General features: G+C 42.5%; 19 protein-coding genes and 1 riboswitch. Of the genes, 9 read left to right on the forward strand and 10 right to left on the reverse strand.

The annotated features are described in order from the left end of the window. Positions 1-125 precede the first annotated feature (125 nt). Together rpoD and dnaG are read right to left on the reverse strand one after the other, a co-directional pair. Positions 126-1316 carry an RNA polymerase sigma factor RpoD gene (rpoD, locus tag JL57_RS15460; RefSeq protein ID WP_034142922.1) on the reverse strand — a complete coding sequence of 397 codons (1191 nt, stop codon included), beginning with the start codon at positions 1314-1316 and terminating at the stop codon, positions 126-128. After that, positions 1306-3156 carry a DNA primase gene (gene dnaG / locus JL57_RS15465; RefSeq protein ID WP_045691004.1) on the reverse strand — a complete coding sequence of 617 codons (1851 nt, stop codon included), beginning with the start codon at positions 3154-3156 and terminating at the stop codon, positions 1306-1308. The genes rpoD and dnaG overlap by 11 nt, the downstream gene beginning before the upstream one ends. Positions 3157-3517: 361 nt before the next feature. Here dnaG and JL57_RS15470 point away from each other — a divergent pair, with 361 nt between their 5' ends. Then, on the forward strand, positions 3518-4105 hold the full coding sequence (locus JL57_RS15470; RefSeq protein WP_034142923.1) for a GerMN domain-containing protein: 588 nt from the start codon (positions 3518-3520) through the stop codon (positions 4103-4105). A gap of 203 nt (positions 4106-4308) precedes the next feature. Here JL57_RS15470 and JL57_RS15475 read toward each other — a convergent pair whose 3' ends face one another. The 7 genes from JL57_RS15475 to pruA all read right to left on the reverse strand — a co-directional run bounded on the left by JL57_RS15475 (position 4309) and on the right by pruA (position 9036). After that, complete coding sequence (locus JL57_RS15475) at positions 4309-5304, reverse strand: deoxyguanosinetriphosphate triphosphohydrolase (RefSeq protein WP_034142924.1); 996 nt, start codon at positions 5302-5304, stop codon at positions 4309-4311. A gap of 213 nt (positions 5305-5517) precedes the next feature. After that, on the reverse strand, positions 5518-5640 hold the full coding sequence (locus tag JL57_RS36455) for a HepT-like ribonuclease domain-containing protein (RefSeq protein ID WP_366557036.1): 123 nt from the start codon (positions 5638-5640) through the stop codon (positions 5518-5520). A 130-nt stretch (positions 5641-5770) separates the two neighbouring features. Further along, the gene (locus JL57_RS15480) at positions 5771-6178 is read right to left on the reverse strand and encodes an RsiV family protein (RefSeq protein ID WP_291300147.1); all 408 of its coding nucleotides are present in this window, start codon (positions 6176-6178) and stop codon (positions 5771-5773) included. Next, on the reverse strand, positions 6165-6440 hold the full coding sequence (locus JL57_RS34575; protein ID WP_291300148.1) for a hypothetical protein: 276 nt from the start codon (positions 6438-6440) through the stop codon (positions 6165-6167). Before JL57_RS34575 ends, JL57_RS15480 begins: the two co-directional genes overlap by 14 nt. Further along, positions 6437-6547, reverse strand: a complete 111-nt coding sequence (locus tag JL57_RS36460) for a hypothetical protein (protein WP_366557037.1) — start codon at positions 6545-6547, stop codon at positions 6437-6439. Before JL57_RS36460 ends, JL57_RS34575 begins: the two co-directional genes overlap by 4 nt. Then, positions 6537-6917 carry an RNA polymerase sigma factor gene (locus JL57_RS15485; protein WP_291300149.1) on the reverse strand — a complete coding sequence of 127 codons (381 nt, stop codon included), beginning with the start codon at positions 6915-6917 and terminating at the stop codon, positions 6537-6539. The genes JL57_RS36460 and JL57_RS15485 overlap by 11 nt, the downstream gene beginning before the upstream one ends. A gap of 487 nt (positions 6918-7404) precedes the next feature. Next, positions 7405-9036, reverse strand: a complete 1632-nt coding sequence (pruA, locus tag JL57_RS15490) for an L-glutamate gamma-semialdehyde dehydrogenase (protein ID WP_034142925.1) — start codon at positions 9034-9036, stop codon at positions 7405-7407. 305 nt (positions 9037-9341) lie between these two features. On the opposite strand from pruA, the gene JL57_RS15495 reads away from it, so the two are divergent. Further along, positions 9342-10229, forward strand: a complete 888-nt coding sequence (locus JL57_RS15495) for a LysR family transcriptional regulator (RefSeq protein ID WP_034142926.1) — start codon at positions 9342-9344, stop codon at positions 10227-10229. Positions 10230-10279: 50 nt separating this feature from the next. Here the strand turns inward: JL57_RS15495 and JL57_RS15500 are convergent, their stop codons facing one another. Beyond that, positions 10280-11239 (reverse strand): helix-turn-helix transcriptional regulator, encoded by a 960-nt coding sequence (locus JL57_RS15500; protein ID WP_034142927.1) that lies wholly within the window; start codon positions 11237-11239, stop codon positions 10280-10282. Between the two features lie 256 nt (positions 11240-11495). Next, a riboswitch (molybdenum cofactor riboswitch) is annotated at positions 11496-11628 on the forward strand. A gap of 80 nt (positions 11629-11708) precedes the next feature. Between JL57_RS15500 and modB (JL57_RS15505) the strand changes: the two genes are divergently transcribed. The 7 genes from modB (JL57_RS15505) to JL57_RS15535 all read left to right on the forward strand — a co-directional run bounded on the left by modB (JL57_RS15505) (position 11709) and on the right by JL57_RS15535 (position 17639). After that, positions 11709-12416: a molybdate ABC transporter permease subunit gene (gene modB / locus JL57_RS15505; RefSeq protein ID WP_045691638.1), complete on the forward strand. Its 708-nt coding sequence runs from the start codon at positions 11709-11711 to the stop codon at positions 12414-12416. Position 12417: 1 nt separating this feature from the next. Then, positions 12418-13479 carry a sulfate/molybdate ABC transporter ATP-binding protein gene (locus JL57_RS15510; protein WP_034142928.1) on the forward strand — a complete coding sequence of 354 codons (1062 nt, stop codon included), beginning with the start codon at positions 12418-12420 and terminating at the stop codon, positions 13477-13479. Between the two features lie 39 nt (positions 13480-13518). Beyond that, positions 13519-14370, forward strand: a complete 852-nt coding sequence (modA, locus tag JL57_RS15515; protein ID WP_034142929.1) for a molybdate ABC transporter substrate-binding protein — start codon at positions 13519-13521, stop codon at positions 14368-14370. A gap of 28 nt (positions 14371-14398) precedes the next feature. Further along, positions 14399-15244: a ModD protein gene (gene modD / locus JL57_RS15520; protein WP_034142930.1), complete on the forward strand. Its 846-nt coding sequence runs from the start codon at positions 14399-14401 to the stop codon at positions 15242-15244. A 208-nt stretch (positions 15245-15452) separates the two neighbouring features. Beyond that, on the forward strand, positions 15453-16259 hold the full coding sequence (gene modA / locus JL57_RS15525; protein WP_034142931.1) for a molybdate ABC transporter substrate-binding protein: 807 nt from the start codon (positions 15453-15455) through the stop codon (positions 16257-16259). 22 nt (positions 16260-16281) lie between these two features. Continuing rightward, a complete protein-coding gene (gene modB, locus JL57_RS15530) occupies positions 16282-16974 on the forward strand; it encodes a molybdate ABC transporter permease subunit (protein WP_034142932.1) in 693 nt (230 codons plus the stop codon). Beyond that, complete coding sequence (locus tag JL57_RS15535; protein ID WP_034142933.1) at positions 16974-17639, forward strand: ATP-binding cassette domain-containing protein; 666 nt, start codon at positions 16974-16976, stop codon at positions 17637-17639. Before modB (JL57_RS15530) ends, JL57_RS15535 begins: the two co-directional genes overlap by 1 nt. Positions 17640-17647 lie beyond the last annotated feature (8 nt).

Consider the following 17647-nt stretch of genomic DNA (forward strand, 5'->3'; position numbering starts at 1 on the left):
GGGATCGATCCAGTTTTCAGGACCCCCCATTTTGTATGTGGGGGGTGGTTCTAGGTGGGATAGAGTCTGCCCTTCGCCGCGAAGTGTTCCTATTGGGACGGGCCTCTGAACAAGTTCAGGGTCACTTATTCTAAATAATCCTTTAGCTTTTTACTGCGACTTGGATGGCGCAATTTCCGCAATGCCTTAGCCTCAATCTGACGAATTCGTTCACGGGTGACACCGAATTCCTGTCCCACTTCTTCCAATGTCCTCGTCCGCCCGTCATCAAGTCCAAAGCGCAATCTGAGAACTTTTTCTTCACGTGGGGTTAATGTTTCCAGAACTTCTTCCAATTGCTCTTTTAAAAGAATGAAGGATGCTGCCTCCGCCGGGGCTGGTGCATCATCATCAGGGATAAAATCTCCCAGATGAGAGTCTTCCTCTTCCCCAATCGGGGTCTCTAAAGAAACGGGTTCTTGGGCAATTTTCATAATTTCTCGTACTCGTTCAACGGGAATATCCATCACTTTAGCGATTTCTTCAGGAGCTGGTTCTCTTCCCAATTCCTGCAAGAGTTGCCTCGAAACTCGGATCAATTTGTTTATGGTTTCTACCATATGCACAGGAATCCGTATCGTCCGGGCCTGGTCGGCTATGGCACGAGTAATCGCTTGGCGGATCCACCATGTAGCATACGTACTAAACTTAAACCCTTTGATATAATCAAACTTCTCGACAGCCTTAATCAGCCCCAGATTACCTTCTTGAATTAAATCTAGGAAAAGCATACCTCGTCCTACATACCGTTTGGCAATACTGACCACTAGACGCAAATTGGCTTCGGCTAGTCGCCGCTTTGCCTCCTCGTCGCCTTCCTCCATCCGCTTTGCCAGTTCGATTTCTTCATCCGCTGATAGTAGAGGAACTCGTCCAATTTCTTTGAGGTACATGCGAACTGGATCATCAATTCCCACTCCTTCAGGAACGGAAAGATCCACTTCAGCTTCTTCTTCGACCTCATCCTCAGGATCCTCTACGATATCATCGTCATCGTCATCTTTGCCCTTTTTCATGATTTCGAGTTCAACTTCTCCAGGCTCTGGCACCACATCTATTCCCATCCGACCAAGTTGTTGATAGATATCATCTATCTGATCCGCAGAAAGCTCAATCCCTTGGAGAGCATCCATAATCTCTCGATAGGTTATGGAACCCTTCTTTTTGCCTTTCTGAATGAGGGCTTGGACGTTGTCCATTTTTTGTTCATCGTTCACCTGTCCCCCACCTTTCTTCGGATCATTCTTTTGGGTGCCTACGACCTTACTATTCGCCACGTTTCAACCGCTCTCCTATCTCTTTCAACAGAGCCATAGCCCCTGCCATGTCACCGGATTTTTCTAAAGTTGCCATGCGCGCTTGAAGATCTTCCACTCTTTCCACTACTTGCGTTGAAAGAATGCCCTTTATGCAATCCTCTAAAAGCCGCTCAGTTTGAGATATATCTAACTCTTCCAAGAGCAGGCTAGCCAAACAGCTTTGAACCGTTTCGTCGCTATGCGCGGGCAATACGCCATCCTGGTTGAGATACTTAAAAATTTGCTGGTGTGCCGGAAGTTTCCAAAAGGATTCTCCTAGTCTTTCCTTAATTCTCGGCAAATGAGCCTTATTTTCTAAGAGCAATCGTAAAAGCATTCGCTCTGCGCGATAACCCGCTAAATAGACAGTCGGTTGGGGCTGTTCGATATTACCCTTACCTATAATGGTACCCTTAATATTATCTCTATTTTTCCCAGAACTAACCTGTTTTTGTTGAGAATATTCGTGTTCTCGCTCCTTTTTAGCTTTTTTCGGTTCCTGACTTACAATCTCACGCTGCACAGCTTCCAAAGTAAGGCCAAGTTCCAGACTTAAAAAGCGTTCATACCCTTCTCGTTCAACCGGACTGTTCACTCTAAGAATGTCTGGAGCTAATTTCATCACTATTTCAGCTTTTTCAGGAATAGTCTGTGGAAGCTTGTTCTGGACAAATGTCCGATATTTGAATTCTACATAAGTTAACGCCCGGCTTAATGATCGTTTAAACTCTTCCAAGCCATAGCTCTTTAAAAATTCGTCCGGATCTTTGGCTCCACTTAAGGTTAAAACATCCACTCGGATCCCGACATCACAGAGGATTTCTCCCCCTCTTAAAGCAGCTTGAACACCTGCCTCATCCGAATCATAGAGAAGTACAACGCGTTGTGCATACCGCTTTAATAGAGTCGCCTGATTCCGTGTTAACGCAGTACCTAGAGAGGCCACCGCATTCGGGAACCCAGCATTTTGCAGCGCAATGACATCCATATAACCCTCAACTAATAGAGCGTAACCTTCTTCACGAATTCCTTGGTGCGCACGATGCATCCCATAGAGATGATGGCCTTTATTATAGAACGTGCTCTCAGGAGAATTCAGATACTTAGGCAGTGAATCATCCAGAACCCGCCCCCCGAAGGCAATAGTATGGTAGCGCCGATCAAGTATACTAAAGAGTACGCGATTGCGGAAACGATCATAGTACCGGCTTACTTTACCAGATGTCACTTTTTCTAAGGCCAGCCCTGCTCCTACCAATTCATGTGGCTGAACCCCTCGTTCCTGCATGTAAGTTATTAAGCCATCCCAGCGTTCCGGAGCATAACCAAGCCGAAAGCGGTTGATCGTATCCAGATCGACCTCACGTTTAGCAAAGTAAACTCGTCCGGGTTCTCCTTCTGGCAACCTTACTAAAATGTCCTGATAATAACTGGTAGCCCATTCATGAATTTCTTCCCACCTTCGACGAAGTCGATTTTCTTCTCGTTCCTGCGGAGAGAGTGATTTTTCAGGAAGCGCTACTCCATATCGGCTAGCAAAATTCTGAACACTTTCCACAAAAGACCAGTTTTCCTTCTTCATAACAAATGAAAAAGCATTTCCTCCAGAGTTACACCCAAAACAATAAAACATTTGTTTCTCGGCGGACACTGAAAAACTTGGTGTCTTTTCCGAGTGAAACGGACAAATACCCCAATAGTTGTTCCCCTTGCGCTGGAGACTGACATATTCAGATATTACCTCAATGATATCTGTGCGCAATCGCACTTCCTCGATAATCTCTTCTGGTATAAACTCTTCATGAAGCCGATTGTTCACGTTTCTCGCCTTTCAATTCTCAGCCACAATTAATATAGTTTGTCAACCCTTGTCTTATACAATTCTTCGCCGAGAATTCACAAAATCCTCTTTTTAGTTCTTTAATTCAAGTTGTCAGATTTTATTAGGGGCATGGAGCACTAACTAAGTATACCTAATTCTCCTTTTTCAAAAAGAATACCTGCTTACTTCGACAATTATTTATTCTTACTTTTACCATTGGTCTACTTAGTGCAAATTGTGGTCCCCGAGCCACCCTTTTCCATACTTGAAAAGCATGATAGTATAGATCTAATCAAAAAATCCAACTCAGGTTCTGAAGAGTACAAATAAAGAACTTTATGAGGAAGGTAGATATTTTATGAATAAACGATCTTTTATTTCGCTGATTTTATCAATCTGTCTGTTACTTACTGGCGCCTTTTTGATTGGCTGTAATTCAACTCGAACACAAACAATCAAATCACCCGATAACACAACTGCACCTGCACCAACTTCTCCAGTGGTAACACCCTCTGAATCCACTCCGCAATCTCTTAAGTTAACCCTATATTATCCAAATCTGCAGGCCACAGGTTTGATAGCAGCGAATCGCACGGTTGAAGTAACTAATCAGGAAGTAATCAAAGCAATCTTCAAAGAACTAGCAGTTCCCCCTTCCGGGTTGGAAAAACCACTCCCTGAGGGTACTATTCTTCTCAACGCGTCAATAAGTACCGATGGTATTGCGGCGATTGATCTCTCTCAAGAATTCCAAAAAAACTTTGGCGGCGGTTCCGCCGGCGAACAAATGACGTTGTATAGTATCGTTAACACGCTGACGACTCTCCCTAACATTCATAGTGTTCAATTTCTAATTGATGGCCAAAAGCATCCTGGAATTCTAGGTCATATAGACACCAGCGAACCTATTAAGCGAAATGAGAGCTTTATTTTAAAGAAGGACTAAGTATCAGCGTAAATTAGAGCTTCCGCCAAGCCTTAGTTTACTTCTATTGTCCATAACTTATACTTTTTTATCGGCATCTTCTATTGATTTGCACCTTTTTAATTCCTACGAGCCTTCGCACTTCATTAAATGAAATGAAAAGGCTCGTAGGAATTTTAGTGTTCATACGCTGAGGATGTAATCAATAGTTATCTCTTATTCTCTTACTTTCGAGGAATAAATAAACTTTGGAATAAATCAATGGCATAATTATCTGTGAGCCCTGAGATATAATCAATAACTGCTTGGGTTTCATTCCCACTTGCCCAAATCAAAAAATGCTCAGGTAATTTCGATATATCCTGACGATAATATTCAAAAAGTGCTTGGACAATGTATTGTCCTTTGCGCCGTTCATCACGTAAAGTTACACTATTATACACTCTAGCAAACATAAACTGACGAAATTCCTGCATTGCACTATATACCTCTACTGATTGCTTAATGTGACCTAATCCACGGGATGTCTCAATCATGTCAACCACCATCGTCGTAATCATATCACTCGGTTTCACACCTAGCATTCCTTGAACAGTCACTGGCAAATCACTCGGTGTCAGCAAACCAGCCCGCAAGGCATCATCGTAGTCATGACAGAGGTAGGCTATCCGGTCCCCAGTCTTTACAACCTGCCCTTCAAGGGTTTTTGGTACTCCTTCTCCGGTATGATGTAAAATCCCGTCCAGAACAGGCTCTGTCAGGTTTAAACCCTGTCCCTCGCACGCTAAGACCTTTAAAATCCGAATCGACTGTTCATTATGCTCGAAGTGACTAATAATTCGCCGCAGAGCCTCCTCTCCGACATGTCCGAAGGGAGTATGGCCAACATCATGTCCTAAAGCAATCGCCTCAATGAGATCTTCATTGAGTTGAAGCCCCCGAGCAATTGTTCGACATATTTGGGAAACTTCCAAGCTATGCGTCATCCGCGTGCGGTAATGGTCTCCCGAAGGAGCAATGTATACCTGAGTCTTATGTTTAAGCCGACGAAACGGTTTGCTGTGCAATATCCGATCACGATCCCGTTGAAACTTCGTGCGTATTGGGCACTCCTCTTCTAAACGCTCACGCTTAGCCTCCCAGCTCTTTGCTGCATAAGGTGAAAGGCGTTCCTGCTCTTCTCTCTCCGTACGCTGACGGATACTCAGAATCTCACTCATTTAAAAACCCCCTTATTCGTGCAAGTTGGGGACGGTTATCTCCCCTCCAATACTATAATCTCGTGCAAGTTGGGAACCGTACCCGGCTTGCGCGCCGACTCACGAGGAACAGTCCTTAACGTCAGGCTTCTTTAAATATATTCTAACACATGCTTCAGACATCTTCGTGTAATAACTCCAAATAAACAAACACTGAACAAAAAAGTCCAGTGCTTAAGCCAATAATTCTATTATCTTAGCTTTAAGTTGAGGCAACTCGTTCTGCACCACATTCCAAACAATTTTTAGACTAATTCCCATGTAATCATGTATTAACACATCGCGTAGTCCGTCCATTTATTTCCGTGGAATTTCTTGGTGTTGTTCTTTGGTTCCTTGTGATACTCTCTTTGTAGCTTCTCCGACTATTTAGAGATTCCGAATAACCGCATCCTGAATATTCCGCTTTGGTATTATATGCTACATATTACTTTAATACATCCTTAACTACTTCATCAGGAATAACAAACTCAGGGCTTCCTGATGATCCAGGAGCAACCTCATATTTATCAAAGCAGATTACGATCCTGCCATCATTATTGATATAAAAATTCTGTTTTTCTTTAATATTTTCAAAACCTTCGAATGTTGGATCATCTACCCAATAAGTATTTTCACCTTTCTCATTTTGTCTTTTCATTTCGGCTTTAATATACTCGCTAAGCTTTGTAATATAATCAGAATCCTTCTTAAAGAGGGATGGTAATGTAAGCAAAGTTTTTGTTTTCTTATCTATGGTATAGAACTTATGTGTTGTCGATGATGAACCGACAGTATTTACTATATAGACATCAATTGCAAGAATACTTTCATTATCCGTTCTAACGTCTTTCACCTACATATCTTCCGAATGTTAACGCTTTTACCATTTCGCTCATTCCTGGTATATCAGCTACTGTCGCTGCAAAGACCGGACTTAGATTAAGAGATAAACTAAAGGCAATACCGAGACAAGCAACTAAACCTGTCACCTTTTTCCAAGTATTAGCCGTATTTATTTTAGATGCATTTATGGTAATATCAATCCTTTGTTTTAATGTGTCAGACGCCTTAATCTGCATATACTCTTCCTTCATTTTTTCTAGTTTTTCGTTCATAACGCTCCCTCCATTTCAATTCGAAGTATTTTCAGCGCTTTATAGAGCCTTGTTTTGACCGTATTTAAATTTTCATCGAGAATAAGTGCAATATCTTCAAGAGGCATTCCTTCGAAAAATCTTAAAACCACGAATACTTTTATACTTTGGTTCCAGAACGCCTATCATTTGCTCAAAAGAAATATTGGAAAAGTCATCACCATCATCTTGAACATCCGCCATGTCTTTAGGATCTAAGTACACTATCTTTTTATTTTTTTTAATATTCGTGAGTGCTGTGTTTGCAACAATCCTATATAACCATGTCCCTATCTGATTAGGATTTCTTAATGAGTTTATTGACTTTAAGGCTTTAAGAACACTTTCATTAACTACGTCTTCAGCGTCTTCTTGATTTGTGGTGTATGTATAAGCAAACCGATAAATGCTATTTATATGTTTAGAAATATAGGTTTCAAACAGCTGTTTATTTGTCATCTTATTGCCTCCTTCTGACTGTTAGACTATTGAAATCATTAAAAAGTTTTAAGTATGGCAAATTTAATGTGTCTTTTTTCGGTAAACAGCAACTGCGACGTGTATCACCCTACTTGCACCAATATTCCGAGTGTAGCGAGCGGATATGAGTATTATTTGAAAGGATCATAACTTATCATTCCTACCGCTCCTCTTAGCGTACTTCTAAGAGACGAAGAGGCTGGCTGTGTTCAAATTACACAACCAGCCTCTATCGATTGACCCTTCAAGTAATAAGTTGAAAATCCACAATTGTCGCTATAATATTACTGATGCAGTTTAATATCCATAGATTGACGGTGTAAGATGTCCAGCTGTAAACAGGTAAGCTGAATGTGCTGCAAGAGATTGACTCAGTCTTGATAAAATTCTTCTTTAATCTCATCGTCTGGGTCCCACATTGACCATGCAGCTTCTAATTAAGTTACCTTGATCATTATCGACAAGGTTATTCCTCTTGCATATAAGGATAGTTAACTTCTGTACGAGGAACCAAGGTCTCCTTAATTGTACGTTGACTCATCCAACGATATAAGCTGATGGCGCTGCCAGCTTTATCATTGGTACCTGATCCACGACTGCCACCGAAGGGTTGTTGTCCAACTACAGCACCAGTTGGTTTGTCGTTGATGTAGAAGTTACCGGCTGCATGATCTAAGGCTTTAGAGATCTTGATAATTGCCGATCTATCTTGAGCAAAAACGGCACCTGTCAGTCCATAGATGGTAGCTGTATCGCAGGCTATTAATGTTGATTCGAATTCGTCATTTGGATAGACATAAATGGTCATGACGGGTCCAAAAATTTCTTCTACCATCGTCTTGAAGGTAGGGGTCTTTGCTAAGATGACTGTCGGCTCTACAAAGTATCCGACACTGTCATCGCATCCGCCACCAATGATGATTTCAGCATCGTTCGATTCCCGTGCATAATCAAGATAGGTTCGGATATTCTTGAATGATTTATGATCAATTACAGCGTTCATAAGGTTCGTAAAGTCACGAACATCACCCATCTTAATCTTTCCAATTTCGTTTTCAAGTCGTTCTTTTAATTCGCCCCAGAGACTTTCGGGAATATACGCACGGGATGCAGCCGAACACTTTTGTCCTTGGTATTCGAAGGCACCCAGCACAATTGCACAGGTAAGTGCTTCAATATCCGCAGATTCATGAGCAAAGATAAAGTCTTTACCACCTGTCTCCCCAACAAGACGAGGATAGGTAACATACTTATCAATGTTTTCACCCACTTGATTCCAAATACCGTTGAATACTCCGGTCGAGCCTGTAAAATGAAAGCCTGCCATTTTAGGATGACTCACGACAACTTTACCGAAGTCAACCCCTCTACAGGGTACAAAGTTAATAACACCAGCAGGTAAACCAGCTTCCATAAGGATTTGCATGACGTAATAGTTTGAAAGAACCGATGTTGTTGATGGTTTCCACAAAACAGTATTACCAGCCATCGCTGGAGCTGAAGCAAGGTTACCACCGATTGCTGAAAAGTTGAAAGGAGTGATTGCTGCAACAAAACCATCAAGGGCACGATATTCAACACGATTCCAGACACCATTGGAGTTGGCTGGTTGCTGTTTGTAGATTTCTTGTACGTAGTAAGTGTTAAATCGAAGGAAATCTGCCAATTCACAGATAACATCAATCTCTGCTTGGTAAGCATTCTTGCTTTGTCCAAGCATACAGGAAGCCGATAATTTTGCCCGGTACTTTCCAGTCAACAAATCTGCAGCTTTTAAGAAAATAGTCGCTCTATGCTCCCAAGGCATGTTTTCCCATTCTTCTTTTGCTGCTTCTGCTGCTTCGATAGCCATAAAAAGCTCTTTTTCACCTGCTACAGAGTATACGCCAAGTACTTTTTGATGATCATGGGGACAAATTATGTATGTTTTGTTTTCTGTACGAATTATTTTTCCGCTAATAATTATCGGAACTTCGACTGGGTCCGCTAATTGTCTTTCAAGTTCTGCTTTTAAAGCAGCCCTTTCAGATGATCCTGGCATATAACTTTTTACAGGTTCATTTTCCGGAAGTTTAATTTGGAAATAGGCATTGTTCATATTATTAAATAATTCCTCCTTGTGTACTTTTATAGAGAAGTGGCACTAATGCAAGCCAGATTGATGATATCGGAATTTATTTATCTAAATAATAGCTTACAGTATAAATAGAGCCTGGTAAAATCAAAAGATTATATACATTGCTTCACTTTTTTTGAACTATATGCAGGGCCCTAGCCGGATGTTGTTTGATGCGGTCATTGACAACCCAACATAACATGCATAAAATTTATATTATCCGGGATTTGATATAAAACACTGAACATATATTGTTATTCGATACCTATGTAGGAGAGGTGCTTAACTTGACACTAACAAAATTTGAGATCTTTAATACAATTGTGGAAGTTGGCAGCCTAACCAAAACGGCTGAAAAGCTCAATATGACGCAGTCAGGTGTGAGCTATGCAGTTTCCACCCTCGAAGATGAGTTGGGATTTATCTTACTCAAAAGAGATCGTTCTGGCATAAGCTTGACCAGTAACGGGGAGCGCATTCTTAAACATGTACAAATAATCTTGCACCAAGAGGAGCTTTTGCGGCAGGAAGCGGCTGCAATTAGAGGGGTAAATACTGGTACCGTTCGCCTAGGAACTTTATCCAGTGTTTCAACGCGATGGCTTCCTGGGATTTTATCTCAATTTCATAAAACTCATCCTCTTATCGAAATAAAAACGTACCAAGGGTGTTATGATGAAATGAATGATTGGATATCCAACGGCACGGTTGACTTTGGTTTTTTGTCACTGCCCACCTCAAAGTCATTTGAAGTCATTCCCTTAAAAAAGGACAAACTGGTGGTCCTCTTGCCACCTGAGCACCCGCTGCGACATCAAAAAGTTATCTCCTTCGATCAACTTGAAAATCAGCCTTTTATTATGCCGCAATGGGGTAATGATGACAATATTAAACGCAGTTTGAATGAAAACAAAGTGAAACTACAGATCCAATATGAATTAATGGAAGAACAGACCATCTTAGAAATGGTAAAAATGGGATTGGGGATCAGTATTCTTCCTGAACTAATTTTGCTCAATGTACCCGAAAACGTACACATAGTTGATTTAGATAAACCTCATTATCGTATCATAGGAATTGCAGCACTTTCTCTGAAAGACCTATCTCCCGCTGCGAAAAAGTTTATTGATTGTACTCGTTCTTGGTTACGTGATCATGACCTTCTAGAATTTTAAACAAATATTTGAAAGTGGCTAACCTATAAGTTTAGGTTAGCCACTTTCTATTACATTTTAGCAATGATTTGTCCCATCTGGGAGATGTCGTACCCTCCGATTCCCAGCACTTCATTTCGAAAAGCAGGGGATTGCAAGATACTCATTAATGCCTGAAAATGATGTCGTTCTAGATCTTCCTGTCGTATTACTAAATCATAGCGTTCTTTATGCAGAGGGATAAAATCAAGATTTATAAATTGCATGACTACCTTTTCAATCCCTAAACCAACGTCTGCTTCACCGCGTGCAACTTTGCTCGCTATGGCAAGATGGGTCATTTCTTCATCTCCATAGCCAAGGATATCTTTGTGGTTAATTCCAGAAATTCTTAGTTTCTCATCTAACAATACTCTTGCGCCGGACCCTCTTTCCCGGTTAATAAAACGAACATCTGGTTTGGTTAGGTCACTCCAAGTGGTTATATTCTGAGGATTTCCTTTGGCAACATAAAAGCCTTCCATTCGATAAACCAAGTTAATAATACAGGTCGGATGACCGGGTAAAAGCCTTCGAACATAGGGGGTATTATATTCGTTGGTATCGCTATCCCATAAGTGCGCAGTAACAACGTTCGCCATGCCACGGTAGAGGGCTATGAGACCGTCGATGCTTCCAATATAACGACGCAGGAAGTGAACCTGTGGAAATTGCTTTTCCAAATAGCGGGTTAAGATGTCCAAGACAATATCTTGACCACAAATGACTAAGCTTTCGTCAGATTTAAAACAATGATTTGAGCGGTCGTTCGATATGGGGGAGTCTAATGGGGATGCGACGGGGAATTCTAGGGGATTAAGTCCCTTAGATTTTCGTTTATAATTTTCAATATCAGTACCCTCAACTCGGACTTTGCGACCAATATGGTAAGCTGTTAGCTCCCCCCGCTTTATGAGTTCATAAACTGTAAACTTGGAAATTCTAAGGATGTTAGCAACTTCTTCAGGCGTATAAGAAACATCATTGGACATAGCGAACGCACCTGTCCCTTCTGAATATTTTCTAGCATTGATTAGAAAAAATCATCGCTAATGTACTTGCAATATATTATAACACATTGTACAATGACGATGTAATTCAGTTATCTTAGCTTATGTTTGTTTAAGTTAAACACGAGGTCCCATCTACATAACACCGGCAAGTATAAACTAACATAACTCGATATACTAACTATAGCGAAGGTTGTGCGGTGAGTATATCTCAAGAGGGAGAAATACTTGGAAAAATTGAATAATTAATCTCCGAGCCAGAATGACCTAACGAGCAAATCTATGGTCGCTGGACAGGGCCTTGGCCCTCAGGGTGTTCCCAGAAATAGGTATGCCTTCACGTTTTGAAAAGGAGTAGCTCATATTAGACTGGAACACCAGTTTATTCATGGCTCCCTTTCATGGGAGTCCTATTTTTTTATTCATTGTTCTTGACGAAGGGAAGGGGGTTATTTGTGTTTATACTAATTTAAGGGGACTGGATTTTTCCCCATTACTAATTTCATTAAGAGCAGCTTTCATAGCCACTATTGTGACTTTTTTCTTGGGAATCGCAGCTGCCTGCTTTGTTTCGGGATATCGGGGGAAATTCAAAGGATTGATTGATGGAGTCCTAACTCTGCCTCTGGTTTTACCACCTACTGTGGTAGGATTTTTGCTGCTAATCCTATTTGGTAAGAATGGACCCTTGGGAAAGTTCCTGTTGGCCCTTGGCACGACTGTCATATTCTCTTGGCCCGCTACCGTTATCGCAGCGACGGTTGTCGCCTTTCCCTTGATGTATCGCACAGTCAGAAGCGCCTTTGAACAAATTGATCAAACGATGATCTATGCGGCACGCACCTTGGGCGTCTCGGAATGGAAGATATTTTGGAAGATTACAATTCCTCTTTCTTGGCCGGGAGTCGCTGCAGGTACTGTCTTGGCCTTTGCGCGAGCTTTGGGAGATTTTGGTGCCACACTGATGATAGGTGGTAATATTCCCGGGAAAACCTTGACCATTCCGGCGGCAATCTTCTTTGCGGCCGAGAGCGGAGCCATGGGAAAGGCCTTGATTTGGGTGATTCTAATCGTACTTATTTCGATCATCGTGATGACGCTAATGAATTACTGGACTGATTACCAGCGCAAGATGATTGCGACTATTAGTAGGAGATAATATGGATTTATTGGTTGATATCCAAAAAACACTTCCGGGCTTTGAGCTCGATGTTCATTTCGAGACGGGTCAGGACATTCTTGGACTCTTGGGAGCATCTGGTTCCGGTAAAAGCATGACCTTGCGCTGTATCGCGGGCATTGAAACCCCTGATCAAGGCAGAATTGTTCTCAACGGTCGTATTCTATTTGACTCCCAGAAGGGCATCAATCTCCCCTGTCAGAAGAGAAAGCTGGGTTATTTATTTCAAAATTACGCTCTTTTTCCCAATATGACCGTCGAAGAGAACATTGGTTTTGGGCTTGGAGATAAAAAGCGAGACGCTCAGAGGGCAATCATTAAGAAAATGGTGACGATGATTAAGCTGGAAGGCTTGGAAAAGAGGTACCCCAACCAGCTTTCGGGAGGACAACAGCAGCGCGTTGCGCTAGCCCGGGCTTTAGCGATTGAGCCAGAGGCTTTGCTCCTCGATGAACCCTTCTCGGCACTGGATGACTATCTCAGAAGTCACATGGTTCAACAATTGACGGAAACCATAGCCGACTATCCAGGGGTTACCCTGTTCGTAACCCATAACATGGACGAAATCTATAGCATTTGCAATCAATTGGTCGTGCTCTCACAGGGTAAAATTGAAGCACATGGAGGGACAGAAGACCTATTTCGATCACCGCCAACCCTGATCTCCGCGCAATTAACCGGGTGTAAGAATTTTTCTCGGGCTAACTACCTATCACCATTTGAGTTAGAGGCCTTGGATTGGGGAATTCACTTAATAACCCAGCACGAACTTCCTCAAAAAATTGCTTATGTGGGTATTCGTGCGCACTCGATCGAATGGGCTACTGATGAAAAAAGGGACAATGTATTGTGTGGTTGGCTAAAGGCCACCAGTGAGACTCCCTCTCGGATAACCTTATATCTAAACGTGAAGAATGAGACTCTAAGACAGCATGACCAGCAAATTCAGTGGGAGATCACAAAACAAACTTGGTCGGCTTTGAGGGACAAACCACAACCTTGGAACCTGTACTGCCACCCAGTGGATCTGATTATTGTTTAGCAAGTTAGTAGGAAATGGATGGAGAAAGAGGAGAAGTTTATGGATTTTTTCAATCAATTTCGGAAGTCGACTAAAACTCAGGTTGCCGTAAGACTTGTTGCATGTTTGTTATGTTTACTTGTGTTAGTTCTTTCAGGTTGTTCAAACGCCGTCAAAGAAACCCCAAAACAGGACGACAGCAAAGTTGCACAGACAGAAGCGATCGAGCTGATGATTTCGACGGCTCCCAGTTTGAAAGGCTCTTTCGAAGAGATCAAGAAGCTGTATTCGGTCAAAGAAACTCAAGTAAACCTTGTTTTTAATTATGGGCCGTCCGGTTCACTACAAACTCAGATCGAACAAGGCGCTGCCACGGATATTTTCATTTCCCAAGGAAAGCCGCAAATGGATGCCTTGGAGCAAAAGGGACTGGTCAAGAAAGATTCAAGGGTAAATCTGCTCGGAGATGAACTTGTCTTAATCGTTAAGACAGACAACACAACCCTTAAAGGCTTTGAAGATTTAACGAAACCAGAGGTTAAACATATTGGCATTGGTGAAGCTGAATCCGTTCCAGCAGCCAAGACCACGAAGGAAACCTTAAGCACCCTTAAATTATGGGACACCCTCCAATCAAAAATGGTCATAGGGAAAGACCTCATGCAAGTCATGGCTTATGTGGAGACCGGTAACGCTGAAGCGGGTTTCGTCTGGGATACGATTGCGATCACCTCAGATAAGGTGAAAATCGTGGCGTCAGCACCAGCAAATTCGCATACACCAGTGGTTTTACCAGCAGCAGTGGTGACTGCCTCCAAAAACAGCGAAGCGGCCGTGAAGTTTATGGCCTATTTACAAAGTGATGAGGCCATGAAGATTTTCGAAAAGAACGGTTTTATCAAGGGGAAATAGACTCACAGGAAAAATGGGGGTAAAGACGATGCTCTATATCAGTGACGAAACCATCGACCGCTGGATCAAAGAGGATGTTCCGTATCTCGATTTAACTACGCTAACGTTAGGTATCGGCGGACATCAGGGGAAAATCTGTTTTACAGCTAGAGAATATACAGTGTTATCAGGGGTCGAGGAAGTATTGCGAATCTTTACTAAGCTGGGAATTACGCCGATTCGAGCGCTGTCAACGGGTACCCTTGTTGACAAAGGGGATGTCTTCATTGAAGCTGAGGGGTTAGCATCGAGCCTGCATATGGCTTGGAAGTTGTCGATGAATATCCTAGAGTACTCCTCAGGGATTGCGACCAGAACAAAAAAGATGGTGGACAAGGTCAAAGCAGTGAACCCAGAAATGACGGTACTAGCCACTAGAAAATCGTTTCCCGGAACGAAAGAACTGTCCATCAAGGCCATCCTTGCGGGTGGTGCTTTTCCACACCGACTGGGTTTATCAGAAACCATCTTAATTTTTAAACAGCATCTGGCGTTTCTGGGCGATATTAACGACCTAGCCCGAGTCATTCGACAGAATAAAGCCTATGCCTGTGAAAAGAAGATCATAGTTGAGGTTGAAACGCTGGACGATGCTCGCCTGTTAATCGAAGCCGGAGTTAGCGGATTACAATTTGATAAGCTCCCAGCCAACGATTTGAAACTCATCGTTGCTCAAATCAGGGGAATTAACCCCAATATCGTACTGCTGGGAGCTGGTGGCATCAATGGAGACAACATCGAAGAATTTGCTCATACTGGCATTGATGCAGCTGTGACCACGGCAATGTATTTTGGGAAACCATCCGACATTGGAGTGACGATGGTGAGAATTTAACGGTTGATTCACGGAGAGAATTAATCATCTTCTCTATTCAAAAAACATTATAAATCCTATCTTAGAGCCGGAATAAACCAAATGCTAATTTTTCTCAGTGGAACTTGTCGTTCCGCGAAAGTACCTGGAACCTCCGCGGAACGACAAAAAACTGCATACCAAGACTGTACCGCCGAGTACATATCATAATTCATGAGGGGGAGCATAAATGAAAAAAGGATCATGGCTATTACTATTCAGTTTGTTATTAATCCTATCTTTGGCAGGCTGCAGTGCAGGAGGTACTAACCAACCGGCAACAAACGTCGCAAAGGTTGAAACCACAGAAATCATGGTATCTGCCGCAGCCAGTTTGAACGATGCATTGACCGACCTCCAAAAAGCGTATGCTGAGAAAACTCCTGAAGTAAAGCTTACCCTTGTTTTCGGGGCTTCGGGTACTCTCCAACAACAAATCGAACAGGGTGCCCCAGCAGACCTCTTTATCTCTGCAGGAAAGACACAAATGGATGCCCTCGAACAAAAGAATTTATTAGTTAAAGAGAGTAAAGTCGACTTAGTAGGAAATGAGTTAGTGCTGGTTGCTGGGAAGGATAACACCAAGGTTACATCCCTCGAAGATCTGACTAAAGCGGAGGTTGATAAGGTTAGCATTGGTACACCTGAGTCCGTACCTGCTGGAAAATATGCGCAAGAATCCTTGACGAATCTCAAGCTGTGGGATGCATTAAAGCCAAAGTTCGTGTTGGCTAAGGATGTGACTCAGGTCCTGAATTATGTAGAAACAGGAAATGTGGAGGCAGGACTTGTCTACCAATCCGATGCTCAAGGGTCCACAAAAGTTAAAGTCGTAACAGTAATCCCTGCAAGCAGTCACAAGCCCATTGCTTACCCTGCCGCTGTTATTGCAGCTACTAAAAACAAACAAGCCTCAGAGGACTTTCTAAAGTACTTACAGAGTTCAGATGCCCAAAAAATCTTTGTAAACTATGGGTTTAAGACCTTAGCAAAATAAATTAGTTTTTTGGGGGAACCTTATGGAATTTAGCTTTATTCCGATTATTTTATCTCTGAAAGTTGCCTTTGCCGCCGTTATTATTGTCACTTGTTTTTCTATACCTATAGCGGCACTTATGGCCAAGCGTGAGTTCATGGGCAAAGATGTCGTCGAGTCTATCATTACTTTGCCCCTGGTGCTCCCCCCTTCAGTTATCGGCTTTATGTTGCTTTATGTCTTTGGGAAGAATGGTCCTTTAGGTAAATTATTCGAACAATGGTTTCAGACTAGAATTGTCTTTACCCTAGCGGGAGCCGTGATAGCGGCAGCTGTCGTAGCTTTCCCATTAATGTATCAAGCTGTGAAGGTTGCCATCGAGGGTGTTGACCAAAATCTAGAGAAGGCAGCTCGTACATTGGGGGCTAGAGAACTAAAGGTGTTCTTTACTATAACCCTTCCGTTAGCCATAAATGGTATTGTTGCGGGTCTAGTCTTGGCCTTCGCCCGGTCTCTGGGGGAATTTGGAGCAACCTTGATGATCGCTGGAAATATACCCGGCAAGACGCAAACAATGCCTATTGCCATATATTTTGCTAATGAAGCGGGCGATACAACTCAGGCAAGCATCTTGGTTGTGATCATGACGGTCTTTAGTTTTCTCGTCATTTACGGACTGAACCGGTGGGGGAAACGATCTCAACGTGATCGCATTCCCAAAGGAGGCACCTCATAATGCTAAAGGCTCATTTCAAAAAAAAGTTACCTACCTTTGAGCTTGAAGTCGATATTTCGTTGAGTGATGGAATTCTTGCCCTTGTGGGTCCCTCCGGCGCCGGCAAGACAACGATTCTGCAGTGTTTGGCAGGCCTTCAGACTCCTTCGTGGGGGGAAATTAAAATCCACGACAAGGCTGTCTTCGCTTCTGAGCGTAGTGTAGATATTCCAATCAGGAATCGACGCCTAGGGTATGTATTTCAAGATTATGCTCTCTTTCCACACATGACTGTTGAGAAGAATGTGATGTATGGTAAGCCCCAAAAAGGGAGTATCCCCAATAAAGTCCTTACCGTTTCCAATGTCTTAGAGATGCTAAAGATCGAACATCTTCGAAATCGTTATCCTAATCAGATTTCGGGTGGGGAAAAGCAAAGAGTTGCTCTTGCTCGTGCGTTAATGACTGAACCCGAACTTCTGTTGCTCGATGAACCTCTTTCAGCACTAGATCAGGACACGCGGAGTGCACTCCAACAAGAGTTGCTTAAGCTCCAAGCTCAATGGCAGATTCCCTTTATCTTAGTAACGCATGATATTAAGGAAGCAGAAATGCTGGGAAATCAGATTATTAGGCTGGAACATGGTAAACAACAGGAGATCAGGAAGCTTAATAAAGCCCAATGAATGAACCT

This window comes from Desulfosporosinus sp. BICA1-9 (assembly GCF_000802135.1).

Excerpts from the sequence above, each read along its gene's own strand:
- JL57_RS15470 (WP_034142923.1), top strand. The coding sequence starts at position 3,518 with ATGAATAAACGATCTTTTATTTCGCTGATTTTATCAATCTGTCTGTTA.
- JL57_RS15475 (WP_034142924.1), bottom strand. The coding sequence starts at position 5,304 with ATGAGTGAGATTCTGAGTATCCGTCAGCGTACGGAGAGAGAAGAGCAG.
- JL57_RS36455 (WP_366557036.1), bottom strand. The coding sequence starts at position 5,640 with ATGGACGGACTACGCGATGTGTTAATACATGATTACATGGGAATTAGT.
- JL57_RS34575 (WP_291300148.1), bottom strand. The coding sequence starts at position 6,440 with ATGAACGAAAAACTAGAAAAAATGAAGGAAGAGTATATGCAGATTAAG.
- JL57_RS36460 (WP_366557037.1), bottom strand. The coding sequence starts at position 6,547 with ATGCCTCTTGAAGATATTGCACTTATTCTCGATGAAAATTTAAATACG.
- JL57_RS15485 (WP_291300149.1), bottom strand. The coding sequence starts at position 6,917 with ATGACAAATAAACAGCTGTTTGAAACCTATATTTCTAAACATATAAAT.
- pruA (WP_034142925.1), bottom strand. The coding sequence starts at position 9,036 with ATGAACAATGCCTATTTCCAAATTAAACTTCCGGAAAATGAACCTGTA.
- JL57_RS15500 (WP_034142927.1), bottom strand. The coding sequence starts at position 11,239 with ATGTCCAATGATGTTTCTTATACGCCTGAAGAAGTTGCTAACATCCTT.
- JL57_RS15510 (WP_034142928.1), top strand. The coding sequence starts at position 12,418 with ATGGATTTATTGGTTGATATCCAAAAAACACTTCCGGGCTTTGAGCTC.
- modA (WP_034142929.1), top strand. The coding sequence starts at position 13,519 with ATGGATTTTTTCAATCAATTTCGGAAGTCGACTAAAACTCAGGTTGCC.
- modD (WP_034142930.1), top strand. The coding sequence starts at position 14,399 with ATGCTCTATATCAGTGACGAAACCATCGACCGCTGGATCAAAGAGGAT.
- modA (WP_034142931.1), top strand. The coding sequence starts at position 15,453 with ATGAAAAAAGGATCATGGCTATTACTATTCAGTTTGTTATTAATCCTA.
- modB (WP_034142932.1), top strand. The coding sequence starts at position 16,282 with ATGGAATTTAGCTTTATTCCGATTATTTTATCTCTGAAAGTTGCCTTT.
- JL57_RS15535 (WP_034142933.1), top strand. The coding sequence starts at position 16,974 with ATGCTAAAGGCTCATTTCAAAAAAAAGTTACCTACCTTTGAGCTTGAA.